The organism is Hymenobacter rubripertinctus, from assembly GCF_003583925.1.
GTDB lineage: Bacteria > Bacteroidota > Bacteroidia > Cytophagales > Hymenobacteraceae > Hymenobacter > Hymenobacter rubripertinctus.
In genome coordinates this window covers 1-24570 of the sequence record NZ_QYCN01000037.1, presented here as the reverse complement: position 1 = coordinate 24570, position 24570 = coordinate 1, and the positions used below count along the sequence as shown (strand labels likewise).

General features: G+C 62.1%; 24 protein-coding genes. 10 read left to right on the top strand and 14 right to left on the bottom strand.

Annotated elements, in window-relative coordinates:
* Positions 1-40: 40 nt before the first annotated feature.
* The 6 genes from D0T11_RS18235 to D0T11_RS18210 form a co-directional block, all read right to left on the bottom strand.
* Positions 41-1273: a lanthionine synthetase C family protein gene (locus D0T11_RS18235; RefSeq protein ID WP_147374718.1), complete on the bottom strand. Its 1233-nt coding sequence runs from the start codon at positions 1271-1273 to the stop codon at positions 41-43.
* A 156-nt stretch (positions 1274-1429) separates the two neighbouring features.
* Positions 1430-1630 (bottom strand): class I lanthipeptide, encoded by a 201-nt coding sequence (locus D0T11_RS18230; RefSeq protein WP_119657242.1) that lies wholly within the window; start codon positions 1628-1630, stop codon positions 1430-1432.
* A gap of 70 nt (positions 1631-1700) precedes the next feature.
* A complete protein-coding gene (locus D0T11_RS18225; RefSeq protein ID WP_119657241.1) occupies positions 1701-1901 on the bottom strand; it encodes a class I lanthipeptide in 201 nt (66 codons plus the stop codon).
* Positions 1902-1979: 78 nt separating this feature from the next.
* Positions 1980-2171, bottom strand: coding sequence for a class I lanthipeptide (locus D0T11_RS18220; protein WP_119657240.1), 192 nt, complete (start codon positions 2169-2171; stop codon positions 1980-1982).
* A gap of 534 nt (positions 2172-2705) precedes the next feature.
* Positions 2706-2891 carry a hypothetical protein gene (locus D0T11_RS18215; protein ID WP_119657239.1) on the bottom strand — a complete coding sequence of 62 codons (186 nt, stop codon included), beginning with the start codon at positions 2889-2891 and terminating at the stop codon, positions 2706-2708.
* A gap of 30 nt (positions 2892-2921) precedes the next feature.
* Positions 2922-5333, bottom strand: a complete 2412-nt coding sequence (locus tag D0T11_RS18210) for an outer membrane beta-barrel protein (RefSeq protein ID WP_245991010.1) — start codon at positions 5331-5333, stop codon at positions 2922-2924.
* 459 nt (positions 5334-5792) lie between these two features.
* Here D0T11_RS18210 and D0T11_RS18205 point away from each other — a divergent pair, with 459 nt between their 5' ends.
* Complete coding sequence (locus tag D0T11_RS18205; RefSeq protein WP_119657237.1) at positions 5793-8882, top strand: lantibiotic dehydratase; 3090 nt, start codon at positions 5793-5795, stop codon at positions 8880-8882.
* Positions 8883-8898: 16 nt separating this feature from the next.
* Here the strand turns inward: D0T11_RS18205 and D0T11_RS18200 are convergent, their stop codons facing one another.
* The gene (locus tag D0T11_RS18200) at positions 8899-9630 is read right to left on the bottom strand and encodes a LytR/AlgR family response regulator transcription factor (protein ID WP_119657236.1); all 732 of its coding nucleotides are present in this window, start codon (positions 9628-9630) and stop codon (positions 8899-8901) included.
* Between the two features lie 12 nt (positions 9631-9642).
* Positions 9643-10338, bottom strand: coding sequence for a sensor histidine kinase (locus D0T11_RS18195; RefSeq protein WP_182888486.1), 696 nt, complete (start codon positions 10336-10338; stop codon positions 9643-9645).
* Positions 10339-10894: 556 nt separating this feature from the next.
* Between D0T11_RS18195 and D0T11_RS22665 the strand changes: the two genes are divergently transcribed.
* The 6 genes from D0T11_RS22665 to D0T11_RS22660 all read left to right on the top strand — a co-directional run bounded on the left by D0T11_RS22665 (position 10895) and on the right by D0T11_RS22660 (position 14792).
* On the top strand, positions 10895-11041 hold the full coding sequence (locus D0T11_RS22665) for a hypothetical protein (protein WP_182888485.1): 147 nt from the start codon (positions 10895-10897) through the stop codon (positions 11039-11041).
* 149 nt (positions 11042-11190) lie between these two features.
* Positions 11191-12306, top strand: coding sequence for a glycoside hydrolase family protein (locus tag D0T11_RS18190; RefSeq protein WP_119657234.1), 1116 nt, complete (start codon positions 11191-11193; stop codon positions 12304-12306).
* Positions 12307-12452: 146 nt separating this feature from the next.
* Positions 12453-12581, top strand: a complete 129-nt coding sequence (locus tag D0T11_RS23405) for a hypothetical protein (protein WP_262682145.1) — start codon at positions 12453-12455, stop codon at positions 12579-12581.
* On the top strand, positions 12581-12871 hold the full coding sequence (locus tag D0T11_RS18185) for a hypothetical protein (RefSeq protein ID WP_119657233.1): 291 nt from the start codon (positions 12581-12583) through the stop codon (positions 12869-12871). The genes D0T11_RS23405 and D0T11_RS18185 overlap by 1 nt, the downstream gene beginning before the upstream one ends.
* Positions 12872-13667: 796 nt before the next feature.
* Positions 13668-14270, top strand: a complete 603-nt coding sequence (locus D0T11_RS18180; RefSeq protein WP_119657232.1) for a hypothetical protein — start codon at positions 13668-13670, stop codon at positions 14268-14270.
* Positions 14271-14372: 102 nt separating this feature from the next.
* A complete protein-coding gene (locus tag D0T11_RS22660; protein WP_182888484.1) occupies positions 14373-14792 on the top strand; it encodes a hypothetical protein in 420 nt (139 codons plus the stop codon).
* A gap of 106 nt (positions 14793-14898) precedes the next feature.
* Here D0T11_RS22660 and serA read toward each other — a convergent pair whose 3' ends face one another.
* The 6 genes from serA to D0T11_RS18145 form a co-directional block, all read right to left on the bottom strand.
* On the bottom strand, positions 14899-16800 hold the full coding sequence (gene serA / locus D0T11_RS18170) for a phosphoglycerate dehydrogenase (RefSeq protein ID WP_119657230.1): 1902 nt from the start codon (positions 16798-16800) through the stop codon (positions 14899-14901).
* Positions 16801-16925: 125 nt separating this feature from the next.
* The gene (locus D0T11_RS23400; protein WP_119657229.1) at positions 16926-17636 is read right to left on the bottom strand and encodes a DUF421 domain-containing protein; all 711 of its coding nucleotides are present in this window, start codon (positions 17634-17636) and stop codon (positions 16926-16928) included.
* A gap of 84 nt (positions 17637-17720) precedes the next feature.
* Positions 17721-18218, bottom strand: coding sequence for a GNAT family N-acetyltransferase (locus D0T11_RS18160; protein ID WP_119657228.1), 498 nt, complete (start codon positions 18216-18218; stop codon positions 17721-17723).
* A 209-nt stretch (positions 18219-18427) separates the two neighbouring features.
* The gene (locus D0T11_RS18155) at positions 18428-19381 is read right to left on the bottom strand and encodes an aldo/keto reductase (protein ID WP_119657227.1); all 954 of its coding nucleotides are present in this window, start codon (positions 19379-19381) and stop codon (positions 18428-18430) included.
* Positions 19382-19503: 122 nt separating this feature from the next.
* On the bottom strand, positions 19504-20853 hold the full coding sequence (locus D0T11_RS18150; RefSeq protein WP_182888483.1) for an alpha-amylase family glycosyl hydrolase: 1350 nt from the start codon (positions 20851-20853) through the stop codon (positions 19504-19506).
* Between the two features lie 284 nt (positions 20854-21137).
* On the bottom strand, positions 21138-22307 hold the full coding sequence (locus D0T11_RS18145; RefSeq protein WP_119657225.1) for an acyltransferase family protein: 1170 nt from the start codon (positions 22305-22307) through the stop codon (positions 21138-21140).
* Between the two features lie 192 nt (positions 22308-22499).
* Here D0T11_RS18145 and D0T11_RS18140 point away from each other — a divergent pair, with 192 nt between their 5' ends.
* The 3 genes from D0T11_RS18140 (at position 22500) to D0T11_RS18130 (ending at position 24406) form a co-directional block, all read left to right on the top strand.
* Complete coding sequence (locus D0T11_RS18140) at positions 22500-23363, top strand: hypothetical protein (RefSeq protein WP_119657224.1); 864 nt, start codon at positions 22500-22502, stop codon at positions 23361-23363.
* A gap of 3 nt (positions 23364-23366) precedes the next feature.
* On the top strand, positions 23367-23666 hold the full coding sequence (locus D0T11_RS18135; protein ID WP_119657223.1) for a helix-turn-helix domain-containing protein: 300 nt from the start codon (positions 23367-23369) through the stop codon (positions 23664-23666).
* Between the two features lie 218 nt (positions 23667-23884).
* Positions 23885-24406 (top strand): hypothetical protein, encoded by a 522-nt coding sequence (locus D0T11_RS18130; protein WP_147374717.1) that lies wholly within the window; start codon positions 23885-23887, stop codon positions 24404-24406.
* Positions 24407-24570: the final 164 nt, after the last annotated feature.

Sequence of the window (24570 nt, the reverse complement as noted above, 5' to 3'; positions counted from 1 at the left end):
CAGAATAGAGTGATGAGGAGAACGGCGGCCGCTGCGGGGGCTAGCTAAGCAGGAAAAACTGGTCCCAGTCGCTGGGTGCCTCGGGCCGCAGTGAGTCCAGCAGCACCAGGGCCACGCCAATGGCCCCGTCGAGCAGGCCGTACTTCAGCTCGTGGCCTTCGCCGGCGAATTTCAGGTAGCCCCCCGGCCCTCCCGGGTGGTGTCCCAGGGCCAGGGTCTGGGCAATCCAGGCCTGATAGTGGTAGCGGAAACTCTCGTCGCCGCTGTATTGCAGCCACTTGCGGTACGTATGGGCCACGCTGCTGCTGCCGTGGCAGAAGCCCGCATCGTAGGTCAGGGCCGTGGCGGGCGTGGCCCGGCGGGTGGCGCGCTCGGCCAGGGCCTGCGCTTCGGCCACCAGGGCATCGTCGCCCAGGGCCTGCCCCACGTGGTAGAGGCCCAACGACACGGTGGTGTCGCCGTAGCACCAGCCCAGCGGAATGCCGTAGTAGGTTTCGATGCCGTATTCCTTGATCATCACGATGGATGGATAAGCCGAAAGGGTGGTGTCGTCGGCCGAGCGGTAGCGGCGCAACAACTGCTGGGTAGCCTGTAGCACGGCGCGTACGCGCTCGGGCTGGGGCGCCAGCGGCAAATATTTGACTAGTAACATCAGGTTGGCTACCACGCCGTGGGCCATGCCACAGTTCACGTAGCGGGCCTCTTCGTCGGTGTAGCCCGGCACGAACTCGTTGTAAGCCAAGCCGGTTTCTACTTGCTGCGCGATACCATCAACCAGCGCTTCGCAGGCCTCAATCAGTTCGGCCCGTTCAGGGGCCAGAGCAAGGCGTGCCAAGAGGTAATGGCCCATACCGAGGGCACCGTGCAGAAAGTCCAGGTTGGCTTGTTTGAGCAGCCGCTGCATCATGGCGATGAGCACGTGGTCCGCGTCGAGAAGCAGGTTGTCGATGGAGCTGCCCAGAAAGCCTTTTTGGCGTAGGTAGTTGAACAGGTACGCCGGGCCGGCCAGCCCGTCGCAGTAGGCGAAGGAGCCAACGTGCTCCTGCAACTGCTGCAATACGTGGTTGATTACATCCAGGGCTTTTTGCTGGTATTGTTCATCTTGCGAATAATCATACAATTCGTAATAAAATAAGGCTAAGCCAGACACCCCGTTCATCAACGAAACCTGGGCCTTGCCGGCCGCCACTTCGGTTTGGTAATCAGCAAACAGAGCCTGTTCGATTTGCTGAATTTTATCAATAACGGAGGTTGCTGTTTTAACCGAAACCATGACGGAAGGGGACTTGTAGTAAGTGGTAGAGGTGTTTTCGAACAAGCATTAGCACGCACTATCCCGCGGGGAAAGCATACAGGGCCGGTGAGGGCACCTGTATGCTTTGCACTACTTAAGCGGTAGCAGTGACTACCCCTGGGTAGCTAGCGGCCTTTAAACGGCCTCCTGAGCGGGCGGCGTGGGCTTGGTAGAAGTGCACCAGCAGCAGGTGATGTCCGCGTTGGTGCTGTTAACCGTGGCATAACCCGCTTCGCGGCCACCGGCCAGCTGGTCCATTTCCTGCTCCGACAGGTTGGCTACGGCTTCCTTGTTGAAGGACAGTTTGGCGTTGGGTACTTCGTTGTGCTTGGACATGRAATTGGTTGGAAAAGGGTTGGAAAAAAGGTGAAAAAAGAAAAAGTGATAGAGTGCTGATCCGGCTCCTTTAAACGGCCTCCTGAGCGGGCGGCGTGGGCTTGGTAGAAGTGCACCAGCAGCAGGTAATGCCCGCGTTGGTGCTGTTAACCGTGGCGTAACCAGCCGCTTGGCCACCGGCCAGCTGGTCCATTTCCTGCTCCGACAGGTTGGCTACGGCTTCCTTRTTGAAGGACAGTTTGGCGTTGGGTACTTCGTTGTGCTTGGACATGAAATTGGTTGGAAAAGGGTTGAAAAAAAGGTGAAAAAGATGAAAAAGAGAAGATTACAGAGTGCCGGCTCGCGTTTTTTAGACGGCCTCGACAGGTGGTTGGCGAGTGGAGGTGCACCAGCAGCAGGTGATGCCGGCGGCCGTGCTGATCCTGGACATGGGGGACTCTTGGCCGCCGGCCAGCTGGTCCATTTCCTGCTCCGACAGGTTGGCTACGGCCTCCTTGTTGAAGGACAGTTTGGCGTTGGGTACTTCGTTGTGCTTGGGCATAGAATTGATTGGAAAAAGGGTTGAACAGGAAGCGTAAGTAGCCGTAGTAAAGTCAGCCGCCACGGGGTACTTGCCGTTATGCCTGGGCACTAGCGTTGCAGCCCGGCGCGGGTGGCGGGCAGTACTGCTGACTCCGAGATATTTTCGGTTCTGCTACAGGCGGGTCGCTTGGCAGTGGCCGAACCTGATCCCTCCATGAGGGCCTTCCACCAACGCGGCAATCGGGTTGCCGCTCTATTGGGGATTTGTGAATATCTAAGTAAGAATAGGGTAATTTTTATGGTACTATACCTGCGTCGCCAATGAGGGGAAATACTATAAAAGCGTGCTTCCCAAGCTCTAGGTGATAATGTTCAAGTCGATACCGGGCAACGGCCGGTTTAGTATAATTTGCCGAGGACAGTAAATGCATTGACGTACTCAAACCAATGTTCACCCACGGAGCATGTAAGGCCTAGTCTATTGCCTGATAATTCAATTGGTAATGCTACGAGGTGCCATAAATTACCGTGCTAGTCAACCATATCTACCTTATTAGTCCAGTAGTGGGTCGGTCCACGTATCCGATGGTTCCCAGGGATAGGGGTTGTTCGGCATGACATGGTGTTCCGGCTCGTGGAATCCGCCCAGGATTTTGTCCATATCGTTGTCCGATAGCAGCATGATGCCGGCATCGTCCAGTAACAATTGGGGGGCGCGGGATGTGTGTTTTTTGAACATGACAGTAGAGCAGCTATGGTGAAATGATGGTTAGTTGGCAGCGCCTTCCAGGCGGTTTTTCTCGTTTTCGATACCCGTGCGACGCGTTCTGATAATCTTCACCTTCTGGTTGCCGAAACGGTAATTGAAATTCAGCCGTACGAAGCGGGTTTCAGCTTTATCGAGGCTGTACGCCTGTACCTCCGCCGCCCGCGTATCGTAGCGGTTTTTCTGTAGGTTCAGCGGGTCGAGTACGGTTAGCGTGAGGGTGCCCTTTTCTTTCAGCACCGGCGTCGATACCGCTATGCTGCCGTTGTACTGGGCCTTGAAGGAGTAGGCCCCGTACGTGAGCGGCGTTCGATAGAACAAGTTGAGTTCTGCCCGGATGCCACTGGGCATATTCACCGTGTTATTGCTGCTGGCCATCACCCCCACGCTCGATTGGTTTAGCCAGGGCATGGTTGGTGAGTAGAACCGGACGTACGTGGCACCCACAAAATTCGTCGTGGTTATCGCACCGCCGCCAAACTGCTTGGTCAGGCTCACGTTCGCATCCAGCGTGGTGGCCCGGCTCAGGTTTGCATCGGACTGGATGAGGATGTTGGTGGCCGGGTCGCGGCGGAATACCTCTGCCAGCGCATTGGTGTGGCGGCCGTAGGATACCGATGTGACCACCTCGTTGTTATAGCTGTGCGAAATGGAGTAGTTGTTGGAAAACGAGGGCCGGATACTGGGGTTGCCCTGGTAGTAGAGGTAGGGGCTGATGTAGGTCAGGAAAGGGTTCACGATGTCGAAGCGGAACCGGTCAATCTTGCGCTGGTAGCTGAGGTTCCACTGCTGCTTTTCCGACATATTGTAATCCAGCGCCACGCTCGGAAACAGGTTGAAATAGTCGCGCTTATTTAGCTGCTGGAGCGTCAACGATTCGCCTTCGCTGTGGGTGTGCTCGGCCCGTAAGCCTAACTCCGTGCTTACTTTCTCGCTCACCGGCCGGCGCACCGAGGCGTAACCCGCGTTGATGTACTCGCGGTAGACAAAGTGGTTGGTGCGTCGCGCGTCGTTGAACCAGTTGCCGGCCGCGCCCAGGTTTTCCCAGTGAATATCGCTGTCGGTTACGGTGCGCAACGACTTCAGACCCGCTTCCAGCGCCGTGGCTTTGCCTAAGGAGCGCGTGTAATCGGCGGTAAAGGAGGCGACTGAGTTGTTGGCCGGCGAGTAAGTGCGCAACGCGTTTGCCGTTGCTTCCTCGTTTTGCAGGTCGTAGCCGGCGTTACGGTACTGCTCATTGAAACGCTTGTCGAAGGAGAGGTAATCCGCGTTAAGCTTCAGCTCGCCGCCGGCCGAATCCAGCAGCGTGCGGTAATACAAACTGATGGTTGGGTTGAGGCCCCGTGCGGTGCCATTGGTTTGCAGCACGTTGGTAGTGCTGAGCGGGGCACCTAGGTCCCCCACGGCGGAGTTGGTGTGGCCGCCCGTTTCGCGGGCGCTGCTTATGCCGCGTACTTGCAGGCCTATCGAGCTGCGCTTGGTCAGGTCATAATCCACATTGATGCGGGCCGTCTGGCTGTTGCGCTCGGTCACGCTGTAACTCGCCTCGTCGATGCGCGTTTCCTGGTTCAATACGCGGTTGCTGTCGAAGCGGCGGTACTGCTTGGTGCGTTGGCAGTCGAGGCCTCCGAATACGTTCAGCTTGTCGCGGCGGTAACTCAGGGTGAAGCCGCCGTTGTAGCGGGCAAAGCGGCCGGCTCCTACGCCGGCACTCACGCTGCCGTTGGTCCCGAAGGCGCTGTTTTTCTTCGTGAGGATGTTGATAACGGCCCCGCCGTTGGCGTCGTAGCGGGCCGAAGGATTGGCCACCACCTCCACCTTATCGAGCGTGTTGCTGGGCAGCGAGGCGAGCAGTTCGGCCAGGTCGTTGCCTCCCAGGTTGGTTACCTTACCGTCGATGAGGACCAGGGCCGTTTTGCCCCGCACCAGATAGCGGCCGCCCTGCTCAACTACACCCGGAGCGCGGGACAGTACTTCGGAAGCGGTACCGCCCTGGGCAATGGGGCTTTCGGCCACGTTGAGCACCACCTTATCGGCGCGCAACTCAATAAAAGGCCGGTTGCCGATTACGGTTACTTCCTTAAGCAATTTCTGGTCCGGTGCCAGGGCAATAGTCAGTGGGTTATTTCCGGCCGCGTTAGCACCTACCACCACCGATTCGACCAGGATGTTTTTATACCCGATATAGGATCCTAGCAAGTTGTAAGTTCCTGCCGCCAGACCATCAAAGCGAAACGCGCCTTTTTCGTCGGTCATCGTACTCAGCACGAACGAAGGGTCTGAACCTTTTTTCACTACAACAGTGGCAAAGGCCAACGACTTTTGGGTAACACTGTCGCTTACAGCACCTACTAGCGTGCCACTGGTTTGCGCTTGCACGGTATGGGCACCGGTACAGGCTGCGGCCACGAGCATTGATTTGGCTAGATTATTCCACATGGTGTCAGATCTTATTGGATGATGCAAACATATTTCGCGCCGACCCCGGTTTATAATTTTTTACACCAACCGAGTCTTTCCCAGGACGAAAACAAAAGTGCTTTTTGGACTGGTATAGCCGCTTCTCAGGCCGCGTTTGCTCGGCTGCTGCCGCTTTGATGATCCAAACGTAGAAGGCTTTTTGCGCCGCCGCAAAAGCGTTACACTACTCCCCGTTATCGAAGGACCAACCGGGCATTTCAACAAGATAAATCTCCGGCCCGCCGCGGCTGCTCTCTCAACTTATAATGGGCGTGCGTACAGCAGCAACCGTTCTTTTGGATATACTTGCCGTTGAGCTACTCCCGTGCGCCTCGTTATTGCCCCGGGTAGCGTGTCACTGCTCCATAATTCTACCCGAGTCTTATCCACTTTCCCCGTAGCGCCACCGCGCCTATGACTGATACTTACCACTTCTACCCCGAGCTTATCCTGCGCACCCCACTGCGCCCCTTCGACCCCGCCATCAGCGACGACCAGCTTGCTCAAAGCCTCACGGACAAGGGCTTTTTGGAGGCTCTCTACCTGGCCTCGCCGGCCCTGCACGCCGAGTGCGGCAAGTGGCAGCGTGGCGAAGTAACTGAGCCCCGCCGAGTGCGGCGCCTGCGCGGGGCCGTCGCTCGCTACCTCACCCGCACGCGCAGCCGCTGCACGCCGTTTGGGCTGTTTGCCGGCTGCTGCGTGCTGCGCTGGGGGAGCACCGACCATGTGGAACTACAGGCGGGCCAGCACCGCCGCCACACCCGGCTCGATATGCACTACCTCTGCGCCCTAGCCCAGCACCTGGCCGAGCACGATTCCGTACGACACCGGCTACGCTACTGGCCCAACAGCAGTTGGTATCGCATCGGTGAGGAAATTCGCTACGTGGAGCATCAGTACCTGCCCACCGAGCGCATTCACCAAATAAGCTCTTTGGAAGCTAATGCCCACTTAGAGCAGGTACTGGCGGCCTGTACCGACGGCAGCTCTTACGCCGCGCTGCTTACCAGGCTGGCTCCCGACGAGGCTGACCAGGAAGAAGCCGCTACCTTCCTCGACGCGCTCATTACGGCGCAGGTGCTGGTAAGCGAGCTGGAGCCAACCGTCACGGGGCCGGAGTTTCTTGATCACCTGCGCGGTGTGTTGGGGCACTTGCAGGGGGAAGCGCCCGCCGACGCGCACCTAGCCACCATCAGCCGGACGCTGACGCAGGTGGCTGGGTTGCTGACCCAGCTGGACCAGCCGCCCGCGAATACCGCGGCCGATTATCAACGCATTATCGACGTGCTACTGACGCTGGGCGTACCTATCGAGGCCGATAAGCTGTTCCAGACCGATGCCGTACTGGCTGTGGCGGAGCCAGGCACCGTGGATGCGGCCACGCAGGGGCACCTGCGCCAAGTCATCGACGCCCTCGCGCGCCTCACGCCCAGCTACTCCAACCGCCGGCTGGCGGAATTCAAGCGCCAGTTTCAGGCCCGCTACGAGGAACAGGAGGTGCCGCTGCTGGAGGTGCTGGATACGGAAAGCGGTATTCCCTACTCCGACTTCAGCCGTAGCAGTTACTCGCCGCTGGTGCATGACCTGGAGCTGCACGCTTCCACTACTGACAAGCGCGCCGCGTACCTGCCCGACGAGCGGCAGCAACTCCTGTATCACAAGCTGCGCGAGGCCGAGCGCCAGCAGCACTACGCCGTGGCGCTGACGCCAGCCGAAGTGCAGCGCTTCGCACCTCCTACCGCGCCGCTGCCGGCGTCGCTGGCCATTATGTTCCGGCCCCTGGCCGGCGGCCGCCTACTGCTCGACAGCGCCGGCGGCTCCAGTGCCGTCAATCTGCTGGGGCGCTTTGCCCACGCTGCCCCGCGCATCGCCCACATCGTACACGACATCAGCCAGCAGGAGCAGGCCCACAACCCGGGCGTGGCTTTCGCCGAGCTGTGCCACCTGCCCGGACGGCGCGTGGGCAACATCCTCCAGCGCCCCAGCTTCCGCGCCCGCGAAATTCCGTACCTGGCCCAGTCGGTGCTGCCGGCGCAGGATCAGATCCTCTTGCAAGACCTCACGCTGACGCTACGTCGCGGGCAGCTGGAGCTTCGCTCGCGCCACACCGGCGAGCTGATCGTGCCCCGCCTGGGCACGGCCCACAACTACACCCACGAGGCCCTGCCGGTCTACGAGTTTCTCTGCGACCTACAGCACCAGGGTTTGCAGTCCCACCTGAAGTTTGGCTGGGACTCGGTGGGCCTCACGGCCCCGTTCTTACCCCGGCTCAGCTATCAGCAAGTAGTGCTGGAGGCGGCCAGCTGGCACTTGCCGACGGCCGAGTTCCAGCCCTTGTGCGAGGCCCCCGCCGCGGAGCTGCCCGACCGCTGGCAGGCCTTCCGGCTGCGCTGGCAGCTGCCGCGCTTTTTTACCCTGGCCGATGGCGACAACGAGCTGCTGGTGGACGCCGACAACCCTTTGCTGGTGCATACTTGGCTCGACAGCATCCGTAGCCGCGCCAACATTAAGCTCAAGGAATTCCTCTTCGACCCGGCCACCAGCCTAGTGCGCGACGCGCAAGGCCAGCCCTACCCGGCCCAGCTTATCGCCCTGCTCGTGCGCCAAACGCCGTGCTACTCCCCCGCGCCCGCCCGCCCGCCCGCCGCTTCGGCCCCCGTGCAGCGTAATTTCTCGCTGGGTTCGGAGTGGCTCTACTACAAGCTGTACTGCGGCCCTAAAATAGCCAACCGCGTGCTGCGCGAGGCCGTAGCTCCTCTCATCAGCGAGTTGCACGGGCAAGGACTGATTACCCAATGGTTCTTCGTGCGCTACGCCGATCCGGAGCCGCATTTGCGGCTGCGCCTGCATCTGACCGACGCACAACGCACCGGCGAAGTGGTGCAGCTGGTGCATGCCCACGTGCGGCCCTGCATCGAGTGCGGCTACATCTGGAAAGACCAGACCGATACGTACTGCCGGGAGCTGGAGCGCTACGGCCGCAGTACCATGGCCCTGAGCGAAATGCTGTTTGGCTACCAAAGCGTGGCGTACCTCCAGCAATTGGTGCACACTGCGCCCGAAGAGGAAGCCCAGCTCTGGCTCTGGAGTGTACGCGCGACCGACGAACTGCTCGACGCCTTCAACTTATCCGTGGTCCGCAAAAAACAGTTGCTGGGCGGCCTACAGGAGGCGTTTGCGGCCGAGTTCGGAGTCGATAAAACCCTAAAGCGTCAACTCGACGCAAAATACCGGCACTTTCGCTCCGACATCCGGCATATGTTGGCCGGTCCGGTTGATGGCCAGCCCGGCCAGCTCAACCCGCAGCTGCGAGCCGTAGCCGAGGCCATTCAACAGCAAGTGCACCAGCATCCCAACGAAGTGGGCCTGGACGCTTTGCTCAGCAGCTACATCCACATGCTGCTCAACCGCCTGATTCCGGCCGATGCGCGCCTGCACGAGCTAGTGCTGTATGATTTCCTCTACCGGCACTACGACTCGTGCCTGGCGCGGCAAAAGGGGTAAAAAAAGCAATGAGCGGCTATTTCTTGCCGCCCATTACTTTTTCCTGCAACGCGTCGAAAAAGGGGGTACGGTACGTCTCGCCCAGCGGCACGTAGGCCTTCATGTCCTTGAACAAGATCTGATTGCCATCCAGCGCCCGGATCTTATCCAGCGACACGATGTAGGACTTGTGTACGCGCATGAAGCTCTTGGCCGGCAGGCGCTCCTCCAGATCTTTGATGTTGAGCAAGGTCACGATTCGGTCATCGTGGGTGTTGATGGAGATATAATTTTTCATGCCCTCCACAAATACGATTTCGTGGAAATTAACTTTGGTCATCTTGCCTTTGCTCTCGGTCTTGACGAAGATGTACTCGTCCGCTTTCTCGGCCGGTTGCCAGCGTGTCGAGGGCTCCAGTGAGGCGTTGAAAACCTTTTGGACTGCCTTCAAAAACCGTTCGAAGGCAATAGGCTTGAGCAGGTAATCGACGGCCTCCAGCTCGAAGCCTTCCACCGCAAACTCGCTGTAGGCGGTGGTGATGATGACCTTGGTTTTGCCTTGCAGCAGCCGCATGAAGGACAAGCCGGAGAGCTGAGGCATGTGAATATCGAGGAACACCAGGTCAATGGGCTGACTCTGGACGATGCCCATGGCCTCGATGGGGTTTGTGCTGCTGCCCACCAAGCGTAGAAAAGGGATTTTGCCAATGAAGGTTTGAAGAATGTCGATGGCACCTTGTTCGTCATCAACGATTAAGCAGGAAATCATAGCTCGGGCGGGTTACAAATCAATGGTCAGGTCACAAGTATAACAGTCTGCCTCCGAACTCACTCGCAGAGTGTAACGACTGGGGTATACCATTTCCAGCCGCCGCATGGTGTTGTTGAGCCCAATGCCAGTACTTTTTTCCTTCGGCCCGAGGCGAATTTTGTTGCGTGTCTGGAAAACGAGCTGGTTTTGCCGCACCGCCAGCCGGATGGTCACAGGATGCGCCGCATCTATCAACTCGCCGTGTTTGAAGCAATTTTCGACGAAAGTAATGAGCACCAGCGGCAGAATCATGAGGTACTCCACGTGGCCGCTCACCTCAAAATCCACTTGCAGCTGATTGTTGAAACGGAGCTGGTTAATGGCAATGTAGTTGCGCAGGTGCTGCACTTCCTGCGCGAGCATCACCTTGCCGTTGATATCCTCGTGCAGGGCGTAGCGCATGATGTCGGAAAGCAGCAGGATGCCCTTGGCCGCGCCCTCGGAGTGCGGGTACACCTGGGCGTAGAGGAAATTCAGGGCGTTAAAGAGAAAGTGCGGGTTGATCTGGCTTTTCAGGTAGGCCAGGTTGGCCTCCATCAGGCTTTCTTCGGTGGCGCGCAAATGCGCTTCCTGCTCGCGGCGCTGCCGCTCCAGCTGAATGGCGTGGCGGGCATACCAGTAGCCGATACTAACAAACAGAAAGAACGACCCACGGTAGACAGACAATGCTATTAACTGCTGATACGAACTACTGATGGGGATATCTATGCCCACCGCGGGGAAGAAGTGGTAATACATTTCGGTGCGCAATACCCCGTAAACAGTACACAGCAACAGCGCGGTAAACACATATACTATGGGCTGTCGCCGAGCATTCAGCCACGGCAGCAGCCATGCGCTGTTGGCGTAAAAGAGGCATATGTTGATCGTGTAGTTGAGCAGTATGGCGAATAGGCTAGGCGTGTTAACAGCCACCGTAAACAAGATCGTAGACTGCTCATAAATGATAAAACCAAACCACACCAGTACGTGCTTCAGGACAGGATATCGCAGGAGGGCGCGGCGCAAATGGGAAAGAGCTGATTGCATCAGGCGAAAATAAGCGCCAAGGGCTAACCGAACTGCTCGCGCGCGCAAAACAGATAGAAAACGCCGGGTTGGTCCTGCTCAACCCCCGGTTGATGTAATAATTTTCGGTAGAATGGGGCTGTGAGGTACGTTTGTTTCAAGCAGCGCGAGGCTGTAGACCCCATCATTGTCCTCTTCTACTACTACTACTACTATGAAAACTCTGAACCTCACTCCAAAATTCAAATTCACCAAAACGGTGGTAACCCGTTTCTCCAAAGCGCATTCCGCCGGCCGTAACGTACCCGGTTTTACAACTTCTATTGTCACCAGCGGCACCGTCAGTCATCTGACCTTCTAAGGTCGCTTACCCGAGCGCCCGGCTGGCGCTGATACGCTAGCGGGGCTAATGGCCCTTTTGCCAGCCTGACTAATCCTACCCCGAACGCCATGGGAGCCACCATATTCCCTCCTCCTCACGCTTACCCAGCCACCGGGGGCTCATCCGAAATGCTCGTTCCTCCGCATACCCCCGACACCCTGGCCCAAAGCTGGCAAGCCGTGCACGAGCGGCTGGTAAGCGCCGGCGTGCCTGATTCCTTGAGTGACCTGTCTGGCTTCTCGATGTATCACTACTGCGCTTACCAAGTGCTGAACCAGCCACAAGACAGGCGTCTGGCCCAGCAGCTATACCAGCAATTGCGGGCCGCTCTAAGCCAGCTCCCGCCGCCCCAGCTCCTGCACCACCTCGACGCCCTGTGCGCGGCCGCGTGGCTGGCTCCTCGCCTGGACCCCGAATTAGCCGAAACTGCCGATCCGGGCTTGTGGGCACGCCTCGATGCGGCTCTGTACCAACCAGCCGAGCAAATCTGCTCCCACCCCGAGGCCGCGCGCCGCCACACTTTTTTCTGCATACTGCGCTACTTCAGCCTGCGCCTGCCCGCCGCCAAAACCGTGCTGCACGCCTTGCTGGCCCTCGGGTTGCCGCCATTGTTGGCGGCTGCCCCTACGCAACCGGTGCCATTGGGGCTGGACGGGGGCCTAGCCGCCGAACTGCTGGTGCTGCTGCGGCTGCACCGGCAAGGCGTGGCAGTGCCCGAACTGGCCCCGTACGTACGCGCCGGCCTGTTGCTGCTGCTAGGCATGAAGCAGCGCGTGGATTTTGAAGCAGGGCACTGCTCCGTATTTCCATATCAGTTGCACAGTCAATCGGGCGAGGCCACGTACAGCGCCGAGTTGAGTTGGCACCGTGGCGACCTGGGTCAAGCGTTGTTGCTTTACGAATCACACAGCCTGCTGCCAGACCCCGAACTAGCGAAAATAGCGGAACTAGTCGGGCTGAACACGCTGCTGCGCACTTCGCAGGCCACCACTGAGCTGGTCAGTGCTGCTTGGCACCGAGGGGCGGCTGGCGTGGCTCACCTCTACCGGCAGCTGCACCACATCAGCAGGCACCCGGCTTACCGCACTGGCTATCACTACTGGTTGGGGCAGACGCAGCATTGGCTTCCCGCAGCACTGGCGGCCGACTCTACCATCTCTTTGGCCGACTTGACCAAGGTTGGCCTGGTGTTGCTGGAAGCCCAATCGGAAGACGGCTTGGGCTGGGATGTCCTTGTGCTTTAGCAACCGCTCTCAATTAGCATCGGGTTGGGTTAGCATGCACCCAGACCGGATGTTATTGACAGCTGGGCTATGGTCGGCGTCGGCCCCTTTTATGCCCGGCCAAGCAAGGAGCTAGGAGGGGGGCGGCTTCTGATACACGAGACTTTTTGGCTGCTGGCTGCTGGCTGCTGGTGGCTTGGTTGCGCCGCCAGAGCGAAGCCCGCCGCCCCCTGCGGCTGCTCACCGGCCAGCCCGATGGCAGCTACTGCCTGCCGCCCGCAATTACAACGCGGTGATGTGCGCCGGCTGCGGGGGCCTGACGGGCGACCCCTACCGGCAACTGGTCATCAAAAGCGGCTCCTTCTCCATCAAGCACTACGGCGGCGCGGGCTGGCGCTGGAGCCACAGGCTTGCCCTCCGCTACGAGCCCGCCGCCCACGGCTGGTTCCCGCACCGCGCCGGCGGCGAACATTTCCCCACGGACATCCTGGAGAAGGGAAAACCCTACGTCGAAACGGTGCGTGACTTCGGGCAGGTGCCGTTCGGGAAATTCACCGGCAACGTAGGCTGGGATGAGGGCGAATAGTGTAGGGTATTTCTGAGAGAATCAAAAAAACCCTACACCTGGTGTAGGGTTTTTTTTGTAATACGTAACGAAACCCTACAGTATTCGCCCTGTTTAACAGGACTTGCGCCCGCCTGTAGTTTTGAGCCCCAGCGGGGCGACACTGTACCAGAACAGCCCGCTGGGGGTGTCGCCCCGCCGGGGCTTTACTTGATCAGTTACCGGCGTTTACTACCGACCTATCGCCCCGCTGGGGCTCAAACTACAGGCGGGCGCAAGTCCTCTAAATAAGCGGCCATTCTGAATGACCAGCCTCAGAAAGCCGCATTTTTTTGCCAAATGGCAACCAGGAATACGATAATGCCTGGCTGCAACGCCTTGAGGGTCTTCGAGTGTATCCTACGACTGACAATACGATAGGCATTCTCCACGTCCCGGGTAAGCTAACCTCCCTAAAAGTTCTGCCGTGAAAACGCTCTTTACCTGTCTACTCATACCACTGGGCCTATTGCCGTACGGGGCCTGCCACGGTCAGAATGCCCCTGATTGCGCGGGCCGTACGAACCGGCTATAGCCGGGGCAGCATAAGTAGAGGAGGTGATGCAAATAGGCCCAATTGAACCTACGTGGAAGCGTACATCGCTCGGTCCTCCTTCAACTCCCCACGTTATCTGACCCAATTTGCGGACTGCAAAACGTTAGCCCCGGAGGGGCGACACATTGGTAGCCCGCAACTTGGGTTTGCTAGGCACAACAAAAATCAGACGGCTGGCTAGTGTAGGGTTTTTTTATTTTTATCGCGCTATTCCCTACACCTATGGCCCGCCGTGCTGCCCCTACTGATTCTGTCCTGAGTACCGTCCGGACCTACTTTCACCTGTCGCAGGCGGAGCTGGCGGCCTGGCTGGGCGTGAGTGAGGCCCAGGCGGGGCACCTGGAATCGGGACGGCGTGGGCTGGGGGCAGACGTTGAGGCGGCGCTGGCTCCCTTTGTGGGCCTGCTACCGGCCGTGGCGGCCCCGGCTGCCGGGGTGCTGCGGCTGGCCCCCGCGCCGGTAGCCGCCGCGCTGGCCCCGCCCGAAGCCAGCCCCCTGGAAGCCCGCCTCGACGAGTGCCGCCACCGCGCCCGCCACCTGCGCCGGCAACTGCGGCCGCTGCAAGCCCAGGCTACCACCGCCGCCCGCTGGGCCGCCGCGCTGTCTGGGCTCCGGGCCGCCCTGCCACCCGACCCCGGCCCCGCCGCCGCGCCCGACCCGGCCGCCGACTGGCCCGCCTGGCAAACCTGGTACCGCCACCGCTGGCTGGAGCGGCGCCCCMCCCAACTCCCGCCCGACCTGAGCGCCCGCTACCACCTGCTGCGCCTGCGGGCCGAAGCCCTGGAAGCCGAAGCCGCCGCCCTGGCCGCCCTGCTTACTTTATGAATGGCGATATGCTAAAATCAGGGTGACGGCGTTAGGGAAGCAGTGGGTGGTGCCGAATTGGCGGCCCCACTGATTTTTTCCACCCTTTATCCCTTTTTAGTTATGGCGTACGATGTGAACACCCTCAAAGACCGGGCGCAGTGCCTGGAGGCCAAGACCAGCCTGGAAGCCGAAATCGACGGCTACCAGAACCGCGACCAGAACCTGGCCTTCCAGGACCGCCGCGACGGCCGCGCCGAGGTTTCGGTGGCTACCCGCCTGGCCTCGGCCACCGGCCAGGTTAGCTACCTCACCGACCAGCTGGCCCGCCCCGATCTCTCGCCCACCGACCGCCGCCGCTACGAGGACCAGCTGCTGACGGCCACTTACCAGCAAGCCAAGCTGCAAAAGCGCAGCGCCGACAGCGGCGGCTCGGCCGCCTTCCTGGCCGCCGTGGACGCCGACCAGATTGACGCCCAGGTGGCCCTGCTCAACGGAGCCATCACGGCCGTGCAACAGCGCCACGACGCGCTGCCCGCCTAAACGCAGCGCCACGACGCGCTGCCCGTCACGTAAACGCCCCCGGCCGGTTTGGTCGGGGGCGTTTTGTTGAACAGGAAAATTCGCGAGTTGAAAAAGAAGAACACCTCTAGTACAGCACCCGGAATTTGATGGTGTGCTCCACTTCGCGCAGGGCCTGGATGAGCTCGGGCTCGTACTGCTTGTCGACGTCGGTAATCACGTAGCCGATGTGCTCGTTGGTTTTCAGGTACTGGCCCAGGATGTTGACCGAGTGGGCGGCCAGCACGTGGTTGATGCGGGCCAGCACGCCGGGCACGTTGTGGTGGATGTGCATGAGGCGGTGGGCGGCCTGCTCGGGCAGCTGGATGTTGGGAAGGTTGACGCTCTGCTGGGTGTTGCCGGTGTTCACGTACTGCATCATCCGCTCGGGCACGAACTCGGCAATGTTGCGCTGGGCCTCGGCCGTGCTGCCCCCGATGTGGGGCGTGAGCAGCACGTTGGGCAAGCCGCGCAGTTCGCTCTCGAAGGTTTCGTCGTTGGTTTTGGGCTCGTGGGGGAACACATCCACGGCGGCCCCGCCGAGGTGGCCCGAGCGCAGGGCGGCGGCCAGGGCCGGCACTTCCACCACCGGACCGCGGGCGTTGTTGAGGAACAGGGCGCCCGGCTTCATGCGGGCAAACTGGGCGGCCCCGAACAGGTTCGTGTTTTCGGGGCGGCCATCCACGTGCAGGGTCACCACGTCGGCCTGCTCCAGCAGCTCGTCGAGGGTGCGGCACTTGGTGGCGTTGCCCAGCTGGAGCTTCTCGGCCACATCGTAGTACAGCACCTGCATGCCCACGGCCTCGGCCACCACCGAGAGCTGGGAGCCGATGTTGCCGTAGCCCACGATGCCCAGCTTCTTGCCCCGGATTTCAAACGCGCCCCTGGCCGACTTATCCCACTCGCCGGCGTGCATTTTGGGGTTTTTCTCGGGGATGCGGCGGGCCAGCACGATGATTTCGCCCAGGGCCAGCTCCACCACCGAGCGGGTATTGCTGAACGGGGCATTGAACACGGCCACGCCCTTCTTCATGCAGGCCGGCAGGTCAATCTGGTTGGTGCCGATGCAGAACGCGCCGATGCCAATGAGGCGGTTGGCCGCGTCGAGCACCCGTTGCGTGACCTGGGTTTTGCTGCGGATGCCCAGGATGCTTACCCCCTCCATGCGCTCCACCAGCTCGTCCTCATCGAGGCCGCCGGGCACGGTGTCTACCTGGTAGCCCTCGGCGCGGAAAAGCTCGGCGGCGCGGGGGTCGGGGTTTTCGAGCAGCAGGACTTTGATGCGGTTTTTGGGGTAGCTGAGGGTCATCGGGAGCTTGTTCTGGTAGAGAAATTCGTCGAAGGAAGGCAGCACCTTATCGGCCCGGGCCACCACGGCGTCGCGGGTCACGTTTTCGGTGAAGGCGTAGAAGCGGTCGGCCAGGCCGGCCTCACGAATCTGGTAGTCGGTGTAGCCGTCGCCGAGCGCGTACACCGGGCCGTGCAGGTCGAGCTGGCGGAGCTGGAGAATTTTGCCGCCGTCCTGGCTGAGCACGTTATCGGCATCGAAGCCCGTAATGCGGTCCTCGGCATCAAACGTAAAGGTGTTAGCCAGCACGTGGTCGGCGTCGATGCCGAACTCGGCCACCACGGGCTCAATAAACTCGCGGAAGCCGCTGCTCACGATATACACGCGGCCCGGAAACTGCTCGAAGAAGCCCCGGTTGCGCCGGATACTCGCCGACACCTTGCCCCGCAGCCGCTCCACCAGCTGCCCGATGTGCGCGCGCCGGGCCGGCAGCAACGCCAGCCGCTGCCGCAGCGACTCCGAAAACTTCAACTCCCCACTCATGCCCCGGTCGGTGAGGGCCCGAATCTGGCCGACTATTTTTTCGCGGTCGGGGGAGCCTTCGAGGGCAATGTCGGCCAACTCATCGAGGCCTTCCACCTGCGTGAAAGTGCTGTCGAAGTCGATGATGAGGTAGGGTAGGGGAGCGGGGGTATCGGGCATAGCGAAGGCAAGGTAGGGCGCGGGGGGCAATGGGCCACAGGCACGCAGTGGCGGTTTCTACGATTTCCACCGGAAAACCGACGAGCGGGTGCCGTGGCCCGGGGCCGGCCCCGGCCTGGTGGCCCTCAGCTTACCCGGCGGGCGGCGCAGGCGGGCAGCCAGGCGTCGTTCTCACACACCGGGCAGCGGGCCTGGGCGGCGGCGGCCAGCTCGCGCACGTGGCCGCAGTTGGTGCAGGCGTGGGGGCCGGGGTGGGTGGCCGCAGGTTGGGCCGCCCGCAGCAGCTCGGGCCAGATGGGCAGGCCGGGACGCATGGCCTCATCCTCGAAAAAATACACGCTGAACTCGCCCGTGGCCTCAATGTAGGCCCGGCGCACCTGCCCCAGGTGCTCCACCTGCAACTGCCGCAGCTCCCCGAACAGCTCCTTGAGCGTCAGGTTCTGCGACCCGAAGCCCGTCTGGTCGATGACGCCCTCGGCAATGAGCAGCACGGGCTTGCCTTCGAGCCAGTCGGAGAAGCGCGGGTACCACTCGGTGAGCCGGTTAAAGAGCACGTACAGGGCCGTGACGACGACGAACACGGCGGTGGCCGGCAGCAGGGGCGTGTCGTTGTAGAGCATGGCGTCGCCGGCGGCCGAGCCCAGGCCCAGGATGATGCTGAGCTCAAAGATGGAGAGCTGCCGCACCCCGCGCCGGCCCATAATGCGCAGCGCCCCCAGAATGAGCAGGTAGGTAAAGCCGCACCGAAACGCAATTTCGAGCAGAAAAGGCCAGGAAACATCATTGGCCCACCAGATGCGGTGCCAGTCGAAAGGCGTAACGGAGGCTTCGGGCATTGCTTAGGGGTTAGCCTATGGGTGTTGGTTATGGTGAATGGTAGTCAGAAACAGTCAGCGCGAACCACCCACTAACGCCCAACTTCAGGAGGGCCATTCGTCGGGGGCGGGGGGGGGCACCAGGGGGTGCACGAGGTGGTAGGTGGTGGGGGCGAATCCCATGGCTGCCCAGAACCGCTGCGCCCCTTCGTTGGTCACGGCCACCTGGAGCTCCAGGTGGTCGGCCCCCGCGGCCAGCAGCCAGCTTTTGGCCGCCAGGAACAGCTCCCGCCCGATGCCCTGGCCCCGGAAAGCGGGGCGCACGAGGGTTTCAGCGATGTAGCCGCGCCGCTTGTAGTGCATGGCGTTGTTGCCGATCTGGTAGATGGCGATGAGCAGCCCGGCCAGCCCGGCCGGGGTTTCGGCCACGAAAAAGCGCGTGCAGGGCTCCTGCATCCGGTTCAGCAGCACCTGCTTGCTCTCTACCTGGGCCATGCGATGGTAGCCGAAGATGGGGTGGTAGGGCGCGTGCTCATCCATCAGCTCCGACCAGAGCAGGTACACATTGTGCAGGTCCGAGCGGTCGGCGGGGCGAATAAGCATGAGCAAAAGGCGGTAAGCAGCGAGGTGGCAAGATGGGCATAGCGCGCCGGAAACCCAACCACCCAAGGCGGAAAAGCCCGCCCGCCTTCCTGGGGAAGACGAGCGGGCTTACCGCCAACTAAGGCTGCTGGGTGGCCAGAAAACCAGCACGTCGTTCCTCGGTAAGCTCGGAAGGGCGTGCTGGTTTTCTGCGGTTATGCCCGTTCGGGTCAGGCGCTGGCCTGGTTGAGCTGGTGCATATCGGCCGCGCTGAGCGGGAGCGGCAAGGCCTTGAGCAGCTCCGTGACCTGTTCGGGGCTGGTGGCCGAGGCAATGGGAGCTGCAAGGCCGGGGCGGGCCATGATCCAGGCCAGGGCCACCTGGGCGGGTGTGGAGCCGGCATGGCGGGCCACCACGGCATCGAGGGCGGCCAGAATGGTGCGGCCCCGGTCGTTGAGGTACTTGGGGCCGATGCTGCCACCGCGCACGCTCTGGCTCAGATCGGCCTCGGTGCGGTACTTGCCCGTGAGGAAGCCCGAAGCCAGCCCGAAGTAGGGAATGACGCCCAGCCCGTATTCCTGGCAAAGGGGGAGCAGGTCTTTTTCGAGGCCGGTGCGCTGGTAGAGGTTGTACTCGGGCTGGAGGGTTTCGTAGCGGGGCAGGCCCTGAGTGGTGCTGGCCTCCAGGGCCGCCCGCAGCCGGCCGGCCGAGAAGTTGCTGGCCCCGATGGCGCGCACCTTGCCCTCCTTGATCAGCTCGGCGTAGGCCTCCAGCGGCTCGGTTACGGCCCGCTCCTCATCGTCCTGGTGCGACTGATACAGGTCGATGTAGTCGGTTTGCAGGCGCTGGAGCGACTCCTCGACGGCCGTTCGGATGTAGGCTTTGCCCAGGCCCTGGCGGCCGTCGCCCATCTTCATGCCCACCTTGGTGAAGATGCGTACGTCGTCGCGGCGGCCGCGCTGCCGGAGCCACTTACCGATAACAGTTTCCGATTCGCCGCCCTGGTGGCCGGGCACCCAGGCCGAGTACATGTTGGCCGTGTCGATGGCGTTGCCGCCGCCGGCCACAAAGGCATCCAGCACCCGGAAGGAGGCAGTTTGGTCGGCCGTCCAGCCGAACACGTTGCCGCCCAGTACGAGCGGGGCGACATAGAGGCCGGAGCGGCCCAGTTCACGTTGTTGCATAGGGGAGTTTAGGCGCTAGGAAGTTTAGAAGGTAGAAAGTCGGGAATATGGCACCCGCCGCCGCTGCCTCGTGGAAAGTGCGCTGCGGGAAATGGGCTGGCTGCAATAGGGGCCGCTACCCGTTACCCCATCTTTTCGAGTACCCGCCAGCCGTGGGCGGGAATGGGCAGCGTGTCGGCTTCGCGGAACATGAGCTGGTCGTGGCTGAACACGTCCTGCCAGGTGCCGGCCACAGCTTCGGGCAGCGGCAGGTGCCGGGTTTCGGAGCCGATGTTGACGGCGCAGAGCACGGTTGCGGCTTGTTTGGCGCGCAGGAAAGCATACACCGGGGCCGGGCCGGGCAGGCGGTGCAGGTGGCTGGCCGGGTCGCCGTTGTGCAGGGCGGGGTGGCGGCGCTTGAGCCGGAGCAGCGTTGTGTAAAACTCCTGGAGGGGGAAATTCTGCCAGTCAATGGTGTCCTTGTCGAAGAAGGCCAGGCGCCTGTTCAGGGCGCTTTCCTGGCCCGAATACAGCAGCGGCATCCCCGGCAGCAGGGCCGTGAGCACGGCGAAGGGCAGCGCATTTTCGCCCAGGCGCTCATACTCCGTCCCGTCCCAGCTGTTCACGTCGTGGTTGCTGGTAAAGTGCATCAGGTAGGCCGAGGGTGGGTATTTGGCCCGTTCGGCGGCCAGGTACTCGTCGATGGCGCTGAGCGGAGCCTTGCCCTCGGCAATGGTATCGAGCAGGTAGTGCAGGCGCAGGCCGAAGGTCATGTCGAAAGCGCGCTCCAGCAGGTGAGTATCGGAGTTGAACTCCTCCCAGCTCAGGCCGCCGGAGGGGTAGAGTTCGTCCCACTCGGCCAGCATGAACACGGGCTTGATAGCTTCGAGCACCGGCCGGACCTCGTCCCAGAAATCGGTGGGCACCAGGGCCGCCACGTCGCAGCGGTAGCCGTCGATGTCGGCTTCGCGCAGCCAGTAGCTCAGGGCTTCGGTCATGTAGCGGCGCAGCGCGGCGCTCCGGTAATCGAGCGTCACCACATCGTGCCAGTCGGCCACCGGCGACATCAGGCGGCCCTGGGCGTCGTGCTGGTACCAGTCGGGGTGCTCCGTTACCAGCGGGTTATCCCAGCTGGTGTGGTTGGCCACCCAGTCGAGCAGCACGCGCAGGCCCAGGGCGTGGGCCGCGGCCACGAGGTGGCGCAGGTCGGCAAGCGTGCCGAACTCGGGGTTCACGCCCAGGTAGTCGCGCACGGCGTACTGGCTGCCCAGCGTGCCCTTGCGGGCCACTTCCCCGATGGGGTGTACCGGCATCAGCCAGATGATGCTTATGCCCATTTTCGCCAGGCGGGGCAGGTGGGCCTCGAAGGCCCGGAACGTGCCCTCGGGCGTGTACTGGCGGAGGTTGACTTCGTAGATAGTTGCCTGGGTGGCCCATTCGGGATGGGCCACCCGGAATCGGTGGGCGTCGGGGTGGGGTGCGGAAGCAGCCATGGGGGCGGGAGTGAGAGGGCGGAAGTCCGACATACGAAGAAAGGCAGCAGGTGGGCAGCCACGGTAATTTTCGGACCGCCCGTTCGGTTCAGCAAACCCGCGTAACCGGGCCGGAAGACAGATGCAAAACGGCCCGGGATGTACCTTATTTTTCAACAGCGCCCGAATAGGGTACAGCGCTGTACCCTATTCGGGCGCTGTTGAAAAATAAGGTACACGTTTTCCTTTCAACGGCCCGCGCCCGCGCATTCCCGGGGGGCGGAAGCCGGCCGCGCGGGGCGGGTTTATGTGCGGGGCGGCCGCGGGGCCTCGGCGGCCGGTAAGCGGCGGGCGGCGCGCAGCCAGCGGTTCAGGGGCTCTTCCAGGGCGTAATGCAGGCCGATGGCAATGCCCAGCAAAACCAGAAACACCAGCAGGGGCTGCCCGGGAAGCAACCGGGCCACGAACTCCTGCACAATGCCCGCATGAATCAGGTAGAAGGCGTAGGAGCTTTTGCCCAGCACCTGCAACGGCCGGCTGCTGAGTACCTGGCGCAGCAGGGTGCGCTCGGTGAGCAGCCCCGTGAACCAGAGGGCAATGCCCACGGGCAGCACCACATTGTTGAGCACGATGCCCACCGGGTGCTCCTGGCCGTAGGCGTACGGCCCGCGTAGCCGGGCCAGCACCACGACCACCGCCGCCATGCCAAAAGCGCCCGTTACGGTCCGCCAGCCCACGGGGCCAAGGGTGGGCGGGTGCCGCTGCAACCAGCGGGCCAACCCAATGCCCACGAAAAACTCGGTGGCCCGCCCGAAAAAGGTAAACAGCAGCATAAATTTCAGGTTGCCGAACAAGCCGTGGAAGGCCAGTAGCCGGCCCAGCCCGACCAGCGCAACGCCGCCGGCCAGCAGCAGCCCGGGCAGCCGCCACACTTGGCCGGGCCGCCGCCGGAGCGCCCCAAACATGAGGGGTGCGGCCAGGTAAAAGCATTCTTCCACCGTCAGGGTCCAGCCCTGGGAGAGGCCGGAATACACGTATTCCTCGAAGAAGCCCCGCAGAAACGTGACGTTCAGCAGCCAGATTTTCAGCGAAAAAACCCGGGTTTGGTACCACAGGCCCGCGAAAGTCAGGGCCGTGAGCAGGAAGTAGAGGGGGTAGATGCGGGCTACCCGGTTGCGCAGGTACCGGCCCCACCAGGCGCGGGTCCAGGGTCCAGCCTCCGCGTAGCGAAAGGCAATCAAAAACCCGCTCAGTACAAAGAAAATGGGTACCCCCACGTGAAACTCGCGCACCATTTCCCAGCCGCGCCCCTCCAGGCCCGCTACCTGCCGGAAGGGGTTGAAATGATGGAGGTAGACCAGGTAGGCCGCCACGGCCCGCACCCCGGTAAGCACCGGCAGGTAGGGGGGCTCAGTTGGCCCGGCAAAAGTGCCCGCCGCCGGTTGGCCCAGCCGCTGGGAGGAGGATGTAGCCATGAGTCGAGGAGGGAAAAGCAAGCCACCAACCAGCCGCCGGAAGTACGAACCTACCACGAAATTGTGGTTTGCGTGGTAGATTGGGCCGGCGGCCGGCAGTGCCCGGGCTGGGGCTGGCCGTCACGGCCGCCGCTTTTCCCGGGGCAGGGAACGAGTCGTGGGGGCCATTAGTCGCCGTTTTGCTCAGAAGCTATGCACATACCGTTTACCCCGCTGGTGGTGGCCTTGCTGGCCGTGGTAGCCCAGGCGTTGTTCGCGGCGGGTCTGCTGGCCCTGGCCCGCCACAACCGGCGGCCCAACCGCTTCCTGGCCCTGCTCATGGTGGCTATTGCGCTCTGGCTGCTCGACGGGTTTTTCCGGGTGGCGGGCATTTACCGCCAGAACGCCAACTGGTATTTCGCGCCCATCTACTACTCGTTCGCCTTCGGGCCGCTGCTGTATTTCTACGTGCGCAGCCTCATCAATCACGATTTTCGGTTCCGGCTCCGCCATCTCGGGCATTTTGGGCCGGTGCTGGTGCAGGGCGGGCTTTACGGCTGGCTGCACCTGCAACCCTACGCCACCCGGCTCTGGTTCTGGGAGCAGGTGCACCGGCCCTGCACCTACCGCGTGGAGTTTATTGGTACGTGGGTGTCGCTGACGGCGTACTTGGTGCTGAGCCTGGGTTTGCTGCGGCAGTACGGGCGCTGGCTGCCCGATAATTTCTCGGACGTATCGGAGCTGCGGCTGCGGTGGTTGCGGGTGCTGCTGGTGGCCGTGGTGAGCGCACAGTGGTTGCTGGAGGTAGTGCTGCGCGAGTTTTTCGGACTGTATTACCAGTATGATTTTTCGCCTGAGCTGCTGGGCGGCGTGGTGTTTCTGATTGGGGTGGTGGGCCTGCGCCAGGCCGATATGCGGGCCGTCAGTTTCGCGCCGGAAGCCGGGCCGCTGGCCGCCCCGCCCGGCATCGCGCCCGATATCCTGCTGGGCAACCTCACCAGCGTCGCCGCGACCCCGCCGCCCGCGCCCGACGTGCCGCCGACGGTGGATGCGGGGGTGCTCAACCGCATCCGGTAGGCCCTGGAAGACGAGCGGCTCTACCTCAACCCCACGCTCACGCTGGCCGAGCTCTCGGCCCACACCGGTCTGGCCCCGCGCCTGATTTCGTTTACCGTCAACCAGGGTTTCGGCCGCAGCTTCAACGACGTGGTCAACGGCTACCGGGTGGCCGAGGTCAAGCGTCGGCTGGCCGCCCCCGATGCGCGCCGCTTCACGCTGCTGGGCCTGGCGCTGGAATGCGGCTTCAACTCCAAAACCACTTTCAACCGCATCTTCAAACAGTTCACCGGCCAGGCCCCGAGCGAGTGGGGGAATAAGTGAGGGAGGGAGGAAACTGTCATCCTGAGCGGAGCGAAGGAGCTTGTCACGTTGGAACGAGTCGTTGTTACGGTCGTTCCAACGTGACAAGCCCCTTCGCTCCGCTCAGGATGACAGTTCTATAGCCCAGATCATGATTCGGGGCGTCCCGCTGCTGAAATCGGGGCGTTTGGGCCGATTTCAGCCCGCACCTTTGGGTCGTTTAGTAAGCGCCCCGACCCATGAAAACTGTTTTGCTGCTGGCCCTGCTGGCCGCCGCCCCGCTCGCCCTGCTAGCCCAAGCCAGTCCGCCCGCCGCCTGGACCGACCACCGCCGCGCCCTGCCCGATAAGCTGCGGCAGGTGCCGGTGGGCCTCACGCTTTGGCACACGCCCAACCCGGTGTATCCGGCCCCCAACTTCGCCCGGCCCGGCGGCTTTGTCTGGGAGCACGCCACCCTGATCCGGTCCGAGGCAAGCGAGCCGCTGACGGTGGTGGAATGCGGCAGCTTTATCTGGTACAGCGAAGCCGGCTGGCAGGCCAACCTGCACCAAACGCCGGCCGAATTCGCCGACCTCTTCCACTGCCCCGGCGGCCGCCTGCTGCCCGGCGCGACGTACACGTTTGCCCACAACAACCGCTACGCCGACAACGCCCGCCAGCTCTACGGCGGCGACGCGCTCTGGTACATCCTGGCCCGCGACCCGGCCGGCAAGCTTTACAAAGGCTTCGGGCTGATTGAAACGGAAGCCACCGTTCGCTAACCGTGCCCCGCGTGGCTAGTGCTTAGTCAGGCAAGTTAGTTACCCTAATTTTCTGGTAGTGGCGGTCGAGTTTGACACGGGCTTTTTCCAGCGTGAATTGCCATTTGACCGTGGCCCGGGCCGCATTGCGTTCGGCCACGCAAGCGGCGACGTGGGCGGTGAGT

Bases quoted from the DNA above. Each gene is read 5' to 3' on its own strand.
- D0T11_RS18220 (WP_119657240.1), bottom strand. From the start codon at position 2,171: ATGCCCAAGCACAACGAAGTACCCAACGCCAAACTGTCCTTCAACAAG.
- D0T11_RS22665 (WP_182888485.1), top strand. From the start codon at position 10,895: ATGAAAACTCTGAACCTCACTCCAAAATTCAAATTCACCAAAACGGTG.
- D0T11_RS18130 (WP_147374717.1), top strand. From the start codon at position 23,885: ATGAAAACTGTTTTGCTGCTGGCCCTGCTGGCCGCCGCCCCGCTCGCC.
- D0T11_RS18185 (WP_119657233.1), top strand. From the start codon at position 12,581: ATGTGCGCCGGCTGCGGGGGCCTGACGGGCGACCCCTACCGGCAACTG.
- D0T11_RS18200 (WP_119657236.1), bottom strand. From the start codon at position 9,630: ATGATTTCCTGCTTAATCGTTGATGACGAACAAGGTGCCATCGACATT.
- D0T11_RS18140 (WP_119657224.1), top strand. From the start codon at position 22,500: ATGCACATACCGTTTACCCCGCTGGTGGTGGCCTTGCTGGCCGTGGTA.
- D0T11_RS22660 (WP_182888484.1), top strand. From the start codon at position 14,373: ATGGCGTACGATGTGAACACCCTCAAAGACCGGGCGCAGTGCCTGGAG.
- D0T11_RS18155 (WP_119657227.1), bottom strand. From the start codon at position 19,381: ATGCAACAACGTGAACTGGGCCGCTCCGGCCTCTATGTCGCCCCGCTC.
- D0T11_RS18230 (WP_119657242.1), bottom strand. From the start codon at position 1,630: ATGTCCAAGCACAACGAAGTACCCAACGCCAAACTGTCCTTCAACAAG.
- D0T11_RS18145 (WP_119657225.1), bottom strand. From the start codon at position 22,307: ATGGCTACATCCTCCTCCCAGCGGCTGGGCCAACCGGCGGCGGGCACT.
- serA (WP_119657230.1), bottom strand. From the start codon at position 16,800: ATGCCCGATACCCCCGCTCCCCTACCCTACCTCATCATCGACTTCGAC.
- D0T11_RS18205 (WP_119657237.1), top strand. From the start codon at position 5,793: ATGACTGATACTTACCACTTCTACCCCGAGCTTATCCTGCGCACCCCA.
- D0T11_RS18160 (WP_119657228.1), bottom strand. From the start codon at position 18,218: ATGCTTATTCGCCCCGCCGACCGCTCGGACCTGCACAATGTGTACCTG.
- D0T11_RS18190 (WP_119657234.1), top strand. From the start codon at position 11,191: ATGCTCGTTCCTCCGCATACCCCCGACACCCTGGCCCAAAGCTGGCAA.
- D0T11_RS18210 (WP_245991010.1), bottom strand. From the start codon at position 5,333: ATGCTCGTGGCCGCAGCCTGTACCGGTGCCCATACCGTGCAAGCGCAA.
- D0T11_RS18215 (WP_119657239.1), bottom strand. From the start codon at position 2,891: ATGTTCAAAAAACACACATCCCGCGCCCCCCAATTGTTACTGGACGAT.
- D0T11_RS23400 (WP_119657229.1), bottom strand. From the start codon at position 17,636: ATGCCCGAAGCCTCCGTTACGCCTTTCGACTGGCACCGCATCTGGTGG.
- D0T11_RS18150 (WP_182888483.1), bottom strand. From the start codon at position 20,853: ATGGCTGCTTCCGCACCCCACCCCGACGCCCACCGATTCCGGGTGGCC.
- D0T11_RS18235 (WP_147374718.1), bottom strand. From the start codon at position 1,273: ATGGTTTCGGTTAAAACAGCAACCTCCGTTATTGATAAAATTCAGCAA.